The sequence below is a fragment of the Streptomyces africanus genome, assembly GCF_002150735.1.
In the GTDB taxonomy this organism is placed as follows: Bacteria; Actinomycetota; Actinomycetes; order Streptomycetales; family Streptomycetaceae; genus Streptomyces; species Streptomyces africanus.
The window spans coordinates 1-7617 of the sequence record NZ_MUKA01000477.1; the positions used below are offsets into that span (position 1 = coordinate 1).

Below are 7617 nucleotides of genomic sequence, written 5' to 3' on the forward strand. Positions count from 1 at the left end.
TCGTCGAAGGGGGAGCGGTAGCCGGTCGTGAAGCGGTGGTGGGCGAGGTGGGCGCGGACGGCGGTGAGGCAGTTGCCGACCGTGCGGAAGGTGGCCACGCGGGAGGAGCCGAGCAGGACCTCGCGGTAGGCCGGCTCGGTGCCGACCGGCGATCCCCACACCACGCACACCAGCTTGTCCGTCTGCTCCGCCGCGTCCACCAGGTCCCGCACGAGCCGGTCGCTGAGCGGGGGGAACGGCCCGGTGATCGGGCAGACGAGCACGCCGACCTCGGGGTCGTCGAGGATCGCGTCGATGATCTTCCGGCCGCGCTCGTCACCGACCGGGTGACCGCCGTTGTCGACGGGGTTGGCGACGTTCAGGTACTCGGGTATCCACTGGTGCAGCTCGGCCTGTTTCGCCTCGGACAGGACCGGCAGCCGCAGGCCCGCCTCCGTCGCCAGGTCGGCGACGTGCGCGCCCGTGCCGCCGGAGATCGAGTAGACGACGACCCCGTCGGCGCGCGGCGGACGGGCCCGGGCCAGCAGGGCGGCGGTGTCCTGGAGTTCGTCGAGCCCGTCGACCCGGATCACGCCGTACTGCCGCAGCGCCGCGTCCACCACGGCGTCGGCGCCGGTCAGCTTGCCGGTGTGGGAGGCGGCCGTACGGGCGCCGGTCTCGGTGCGGCCCACCTTGACCGCGACGACCGGCACACCGCGCCGGGCGGCCCGGTCGGCGGCGAGCAGGAAGGAGCGGCCGTCCTTCAGTCCTTCCAGGTAGCAGGCGATGGCGCCCGTCCCGGGCTGCTCGGCGAAGTAGGAGAGGAAGTCGGCGGCCTCCAGATCGGCCTCGTTGCCGGTGGGCGCCCAGTGGGAGAGACGGATGCCGAGTTCCTGGAGGGCGAAGACGGGGCGGCCCTGGTGGCCGGACTGGGTGATCAGCGCGATCGCCGGCCCCTGAAGGTCGTCACGGAACTGCTCGAAGGCGTTGAGGTTGGTGTTCGGCCCCAGCAGCCGCATCCCGGACCGCTCGACGGCGGCGGCCAGTCGCCGCTGGGCGGCCTCGCCCTCCGGCCCGGTCTCCGCGAACCCGGAGGCGAAGACGACCGCGAACCGCGCCTTGGCCTCGGCCAGTTCCTCGACCACCGGGAGGGGGTCGCCGACCAGCACCACGGCCAGGTCGACCTGCTCGGGCAGGCCGGCGACGGACGGGCAGCAGGGCATGCCGAAGACGGACGGCCGGCTCGGGTGCACCGGATACAGCCGGGCCCCGACCCGCCCGGCCCAGTCCGCCAGTTGCCGCGTGACTCCGGTGCCGGGGCGCCCCTCGGCATCGGACGCGCCGATCACGGCGATGGACTGCGGGTGGAAGAACCGGTCCAGGTCGGGGACGTCCGCGTGCAGCGGACGCCCGCTGACATCGAGGTCTCCCGTCCCGGCCGGCCTGCCGTGCACGACGGGCCCGGACCGTTCGCCACAGGCGATGGCCCGGGTCCGGCGGGAGTCGGTGGTGAGGGTGCCGTGGGTCGATCCAAGCATCGTTCCGCCCGCTCCTGTGAGACAGCCGTTAACTGACGCCCTGTCAGATTATCCGAACTGACGTGATGTCAGGAATGGTTGTGAGCGGGCGAAGTTTCCGGGCGGATGAACGTCCGTACGCCGTGTGCCACGCTGAACCCATGAGTGAGGCCACCTCCGGTATCCGGCTGATGACCATGAACGTGCTGGCACCGCAGTACGCCGACGGCCCGGGCCGACGGGCGGTCCTGGCCCGCGAGATCGAGCGCCAGGACCCGGACGTCCTCGCGCTCCAGGAAGTCACCTCCGAGGACGTGGCGGCCCTCGTCGACGCCGGCTGGCACGTCGCTGAGCACCCTCGCCGGTCTCCCGACGGTGTGGGGGCCGTCCTGGCCGCCCGCCACCCCTTCGGGCACACCGTGACGGACCCGCTCCAGGTGACCGGGCGCACGGCGCGCACCAGCTGGTGCGGAGTCGTCGCCACCGAGCTACGGCTTCCCGAACCCTTCGGCACGATCCTCGTCGTGCATCACAAGCCGAGCTGGCCCTACGACTACGAGCGCGAACGGGAGTTGCAGGCGCTCGTCACCGCCCGGCTCGTGGAGCGCGTCACGGCCGGGCGCCCCGTGCGTCACACCGTCCTGCTCGGCGACTTCGACGCGACCCCCGAGGCCGCCAGCCTGCGGTTCCTCCAGGGGCTCCAGTCGCTCGACGGCATGAGCATCTGCTTCCAGGACGCCTGGTCGGCCGTGCACCCGGGGGAACCGGGCCCCACCTTCAGCCCTGCCAACCCGCTTGTGCGCCAGGGGGACATGCCCGAGGCCTCGGACCGCCGCATCGACTACATCCTGCTCCGGTGCGGCCCGCACGGCCCCACCCTGCGGGTCTCCTCATGCCGGCGCGTGCTGGTGCGGCCGGTGGACGGCGTGTACGCGAGCGACCACTACGGCCTGGTCGCCGACCTGACGCTGCCCGGCCATCCTCCGGGCCGGTGGGCCTAGGCAGTGTGTCCCTGGCCCGGGAGTCGCGACACGCTCTCCGAACCGTCCCGTTCGATGGCCTTCGCGATCTTCACCGCGTCGATCGCCATCTCGCGGAACATGCCGCTGATCGGGTTGGTGAAGCCGGTGAAGTACAGGCCGGGGGCGGTCCGCGGGCTGCGGGCGCCCTGGGTGACGGGCTTCCCGCGGGCGTCGAGTACGCCGAGGTGGCCGACGAGGCCCTCCAGGGCCCGGGTGTAGCCGGTGGCGGCGACGACGGCGTCCGGGGAGAGGCGGGTGCCGTCGGCGAGGACCGCCTTGCCGTCCTCGAAGCCCTCCACGGCCGCCACGACCTCCACCCTGCCCTTGCGTACGGCGTCGATCAGACCGACGTCCTGGACGGGCAGGGCGCCCTCGGTGACCCGGGTGTAGAGGCCGGTGTCGGGGCGCGGCAGGCCGTGGGCGGACAGGTCGGGCACGCTCAGTTTGGCCATCTGCCGGGCCATCCGGTCGACCAGGCCCACCGGCAGGTGCCGCACCATGACGCCCGAGTACTGCGCGGCCCAGCCCGCGGTCGAGCGGCGCAGGATGTGCGGGACGGTGCGGATGGACAGCCGTACCCGGGCGCCGCCGTCCGCCAGGTCCACGGCGATCTCGGCGCCCGTGTTGCCGGCGCCCACGACGAGGACCTCGCGGCCGGCGAAGGGCTCGGCGTTGCGGTAGGCGGAGGCGTGCAGGAACTCGCCGGTGTAGGTGTCGCGGCCGGGCCAGTCGGGCACGCGGGGCGTGTGGTTGCAGCCGGTGGCGACGACGACCGCCGCGCCGGTCAGTTCCCGGCCGCCGGTGGCGTGCAGCAGCCAGCCCGTGCCGTCGGGCGCGCGCTCGATGCGGGACACCTCGACGCCGGTGACGACTTCGAGCCGGTGGTGCTCGGCGTACTTCTCCAGGTACCGCACCACGTTGTCCCGGGACACCCACCGCCCGAACCGGCGCGGCATCGGCAGCCCGGGCAGGGACGACAGCCGGCGGGTGGTGTGCAGGTGCAGCCGGTCGTAGTGGCCGCGCCAGGACGCCCCGACGCGGTCGGACTTCTCCAGGACGACGGCCCGTATGCCCCGGGCCCGCAGCGCGTACGCGGCGGAGAGTCCGCCCGGGCCGCCGCCGATGACGTAGACGGGGCGGTCGGGTGCGGAGGGCGCGGGGGAGTGTGTGGGGGGTGTGGAGTCGGCCATGAGCGGGAGCGTAGCCACGGGCCCGCTTGATGGGTCTCGGTCAAGACCGGAATTGGTTTCGGATTGATCACGGCTGTAGGGGGACGGGGTGGGGACGGTGCGGTGGAGCGCCCGGTTGTGGTGAGCCAGTGATCATTGCTGACGTGCCGGGAGCAGAGACCACAGGAGACGGGGCGCCACGGGAACACCCCTCTGTGGAACTGGCGTTGAGATGACACCGAGGTGGAGACCGGAACGACCCCCACAAAGGAGACCGGAATGGCCCTGACCCGTGAAGAGCGCGAACAGTTCCTGGCCGAGCCGCACATCGCCGCACTCGCGGTCGACGCGGGGCCGGGCCGCGCGCCGCTGACCGTGCCCATCTGGTACCAGTACGAGCCCGGCGGCGACATCTGGATCATGACCGGCCTCGACTCCCGCAAGAACCAGCTGATCAGCGCGGCGGGCCGGTTCTCGCTCATGGTGGACCAGCCGGAGCCGACGATCCGCTACGTGTCGGTCGAGGGCCCCGTCGTCGACACTGCCCCGGCCACCCGCGACCAGATCCGCGAGCTCTCGGCACGCTACCTGCCGGCCGACAAGGTCGACGACTACGTCGAGTTCTCCCTGAAGAACCACGGAGACCTGGTGGTGCTGCGGATGAGGCCGCAGCGGTGGGTGTCGTCGGACCTCGGGCAGGTGTGAGGAGGCCTCCCGGGTGACAATCGGGGCATGGCAACGGATCTTCACGAGCTGCTGAGGTCGCTTCGGGTCTGGGACCCGCAGGTCACCCAACTGCCCCACTTCGACCCGGCGACCGCCCCCGCCGCCCCGCTGCCGCTCTTCACCGAGTGGTTCGCGGCGGCGGTGGCGGCCGGGCAGACCGAGCCGCACACCGTGTCGCTGGCGACCTCCGACGAGTCCGGCCTGCCCGACGTACGGATCGTCATGCTGCACGGCGCCGACGAGACCGGCTGGTCCTTCGCGTCCCACGCCGGCAGCCGCAAGGGCCGCCACCTCGGCGCCCGCCCGTACGCCGCGCTCTGCTTCTACTGGCCCGTCCTGGGCCGGCAGGTCCGGGTGCGCGGCCCGGTGTCGTCGGCTCCGTCCGAGGAGGCCCAGGGCGATCTCCACGCCCGCTCGACGGGCGCGCTGGCCGCTGCGCTGACCGGCCGCCAGAGCGAGATCCTGGGCTCGGTGGAGGAGATGGCACGGGCCTCGGAGGCAGCGTGGGAACGGGCCCGGAGCGAGCCGGAGACTCCCGTGGCGTCCTGGACCCTGTACCGGCTGCGGCCGGACGAGGTGGAGTTCTTCCAGGGAGACGAGGCACGGCGGCACGTACGGCTCCGCTATCGGAACACGGGTCAGGAGTGGACGCGGGAACTGCTGTGGCCGTGAACGGGCCCGGGCCTATCGCGCCTCGCGCAGCCCGAGGACGTAGGCCGCGGTGAGCGCCACGGCACGGTCTTCGTCCTGGGACAGCTCGGCGAGGGCACGTGCCGCAGTGCTTCCCGGGATGTCCGCGAGCGCCTGCGTCAGCCGCCGACGTGCGGACGATCCGACGGCGTTGTCGGCGAGGCGGTCGACGAGCCCGGCAGCGATCTGCTCCGCCGACGCGGGACTTTCCGCCAGCTCGCTCAGGGCATCGGCCGCGTCGACGTCGTTCACCGCCTCGACGACCATGCCGATGAGCGTCGGGACCGCGTCGGCCACTCCGCGTGCCCCGAGCGCCACAGCCGCATACCTGCGGACCGCGAGGTCGGGGTGCGCGAGCGCGTCCCGGAGCACTGCGATCGCCTCACCGTCCGGAATCTCGGCGATCGACTCGACGGCACGCCTGCGCACCTCGGCCACCGGTGAGCCCAGGCCCTCCGCCAGCGGCGCCAGTGCGCCGTGGCCCGAACGCGCCACAGCCCACCGCAGGGCTCCGGCGACGTTCGGGTCCGTCTCGCTCAGCACCGCCTCGACCAGGGCTTCCACCGGCACCGGGACCTCGTCGCCCGAGGACAGGGCCGCACGTTGGCGGGCCCCCGCGCTCTTCGACCCCAACCCCCGCAGCAGCGCGACGACCTGGAGGACGTCCTCCCAGCCGGCCGGTTCCGCGGCGCCGATCCTGTGCAGCCGCGTGAGCAGTTCCGTCTCAGCCGCGATGCGCTCTCGCGTCTGGCGGACGAGGCCGTCGACCAGCTCGGCGGGCCGGAACCCGGGCTCGTCGAGCGCGCGTTTGACCTCACGCAGTGACAGCCCCAACGACCGCAGGCTCTCGATGTGGAAGATCCGCCGGACGTCCTCGCCGGAGTACTCGCGATAACCGGCCACGGTACGACCCGTCGGCCGCACCAGGCCGAGCGATTCGTAGTGCCTGAGCATGCGGGCGCTGACCCCCGACCGCCGGGCCACCTCACCGATCAGCACGGCCTGTCATCCCTCTTGGCCGGTCGTGCCGAGAGCCACGACGCGCTTCGCCTCCTCGACCGCGAACTCGAATCCGGCATCCGGGTCGCGCAACAGCCGTTCCGTGGCGAGCGCGTGCGCGCGCACGCCGGGGTCGGGGTCCGCCGTCGCGTCGCGCAGGGCCGGTGTGATCACCTCACCGAGCGCGATCAGCGCCCGGCTGAGACTCAACCGCGTCTCACGCTCGCCGCGCCCGAGCTGTGTCACCAGCACCCCGGCCAGGTACGCCTCTTCACCCTCGGGCACGAGCACGACCGCCGCCCGCCAGGCGCTCCGGGCCACCTCGTCGTCGGCATCGGTCAGCAGCGCCCGTGTGATCGCGGGCCACGCCTGCCGATCCCCGATCTTCGACAGCGTGTGCAACGCCTGGCTCCGTGCCTGCGCACGCTCCGAGCGGAGTTCCCCGACAAGCTCGGGGACCGTCATCGACGCCGGGTGGCGGGTGAGCGCCCACGTGAGCATCTCGCGGACGGAGAACTCCGGCTCGACCGCGCACCGTTCGACGAGTTTGCCGATGAACCGCGGGTCAGGGGACGTGCCGACCGCCAGCGCCGCCCGCAGCCGCACGGACGGGCTGCTGTCCTCCAGGCCTTGGAGACCTCTCATCGGGACCACCTCCTGGCCACAGTGAAGGCCTTGTCACCGTGTCAGGGTCAAGCGGATGCGGAGGGCCCCGCGAAGTCGTACACCGCGAAGTCCGCCACCGGCCGGTACCCGATGCGCTGGTACAGGCCGTTGCTGGTCGGGTTCGCCAGGTCCGTGAAGAGGAGCACCTCCTGCACTCCGGCGGCCAGGGCGGCGCGGCTGACCTCGGCCGTGGCGGCGCCCGCGTAGCCTCGGCCGCGCAGGTGGGACGGGGTGTAGACCGCGGAGACGCGGACCTGGCCGGCGACCTCGGGGGTCGTGCCGGCCATGGCGGCGGGGGTGCCGCCGGGGGTCTCCCAGAACGTGACGCCGCCCTGCTCGATACGGGCGTCCGCCCACTCGGCGGCGTCCTGGAAGACGCCCGAGCCGACGGCCGCGACGAACTCGTCGTGCCAGCGGATGAGGAGCTCCCGGTCCGCCTCGCCGGCGATGCGCGGCCGGCCGGGCGGTATGGGACGGGGCACGGTCAGGGTGCCGAGCCGGTAGAGCCGCTGACGCTGCCCGAGCGCGACCGTGGCGCCCGTGTGCCGCTGCCAGGCCTCGGCGAAGGCGGCGGCGACCGCGGTGTCACTGACCGGGCTGCCATCGACACCGACGACCACCGGTCCGCCGGTGATCTCGTCCCCGTCCTCGCGGACCGCGACGATCGTGCCGCTGCCGTGCGCGGCGACCGCCAGAATTGTCGAGCCCAGATGGGAGACCGCGCCACCGCGCCGGGAGCCGAGAACCACCATATGTGCGGATTCGGAGAGTTCGATCAGCATCTTCGCCGGGCTGTGCTCCGAGAGTAGAGTGTCGACCTGCACCCGCGGCGCTGCCTCCCGGGCCACC

At 72.9% G+C, this 7617-nt stretch carries 8 protein-coding genes; 3 read left to right on the plus strand and 5 right to left on the minus strand.

Translation table 11 applies throughout. From position 1 onward, the window contains the following. Positions 1 to 1517 (minus strand): acetate--CoA ligase family protein (locus CCL05_RS40190; RefSeq protein ID WP_086565538.1); only part of this gene is annotated, 1517 nt, incomplete at its 3' end. A gap of 140 nt (positions 1518 to 1657) precedes the next feature. On the opposite strand from CCL05_RS40190, the gene CCL05_RS40195 reads away from it, so the two are divergent. Continuing rightward, positions 1658 to 2497: an endonuclease/exonuclease/phosphatase family protein gene (locus CCL05_RS40195; protein ID WP_158102530.1), complete on the plus strand. Its 840-nt coding sequence runs from the start codon at positions 1658 to 1660 to the stop codon at positions 2495 to 2497. Here the strand turns inward: CCL05_RS40195 and CCL05_RS40200 are convergent. Continuing rightward, positions 2494 to 3708 carry a flavin-containing monooxygenase gene (locus tag CCL05_RS40200; protein WP_086565540.1) on the minus strand — a complete coding sequence of 405 codons (1215 nt, stop codon included), beginning with the start codon at positions 3706 to 3708 and terminating at the stop codon, positions 2494 to 2496. The genes CCL05_RS40195 and CCL05_RS40200 overlap by 4 nt on opposite strands. Before the next feature lie 258 nt (positions 3709 to 3966). On the opposite strand from CCL05_RS40200, the gene CCL05_RS40205 reads away from it, so the two are divergent. Continuing rightward, positions 3967 to 4392 (plus strand): pyridoxamine 5'-phosphate oxidase family protein, encoded by a 426-nt coding sequence (locus CCL05_RS40205; protein ID WP_086565541.1) that lies wholly within the window; start codon positions 3967 to 3969, stop codon positions 4390 to 4392. 27 nt (positions 4393 to 4419) lie between these two features. Next, positions 4420 to 5085 carry a pyridoxine/pyridoxamine 5'-phosphate oxidase gene (locus CCL05_RS40210; RefSeq protein WP_086565542.1) on the plus strand — a complete coding sequence of 222 codons (666 nt, stop codon included), beginning with the start codon at positions 4420 to 4422 and terminating at the stop codon, positions 5083 to 5085. 12 nt (positions 5086 to 5097) lie between these two features. Here CCL05_RS40210 and CCL05_RS40215 read toward each other — a convergent pair whose 3' ends face one another. Genes CCL05_RS40215 through CCL05_RS40225 form a run of 3 tightly spaced genes read right to left on the minus strand, consistent with a single transcriptional unit; the run spans position 5098 to position 7616 of the window. Next, a complete protein-coding gene (locus tag CCL05_RS40215) occupies positions 5098 to 6102 on the minus strand; it encodes a MerR family transcriptional regulator (protein WP_086565543.1) in 1005 nt (334 codons plus the stop codon). Between the two features lie 6 nt (positions 6103 to 6108). Next, complete coding sequence (locus tag CCL05_RS40220; protein WP_086565544.1) at positions 6109 to 6747, minus strand: HEAT repeat domain-containing protein; 639 nt, start codon at positions 6745 to 6747, stop codon at positions 6109 to 6111. Between the two features lie 47 nt (positions 6748 to 6794). After that, complete coding sequence (locus CCL05_RS40225; RefSeq protein ID WP_244204565.1) at positions 6795 to 7616, minus strand: GNAT family N-acetyltransferase; 822 nt, start codon at positions 7614 to 7616, stop codon at positions 6795 to 6797. Position 7617: the final 1 nt, after the last annotated feature.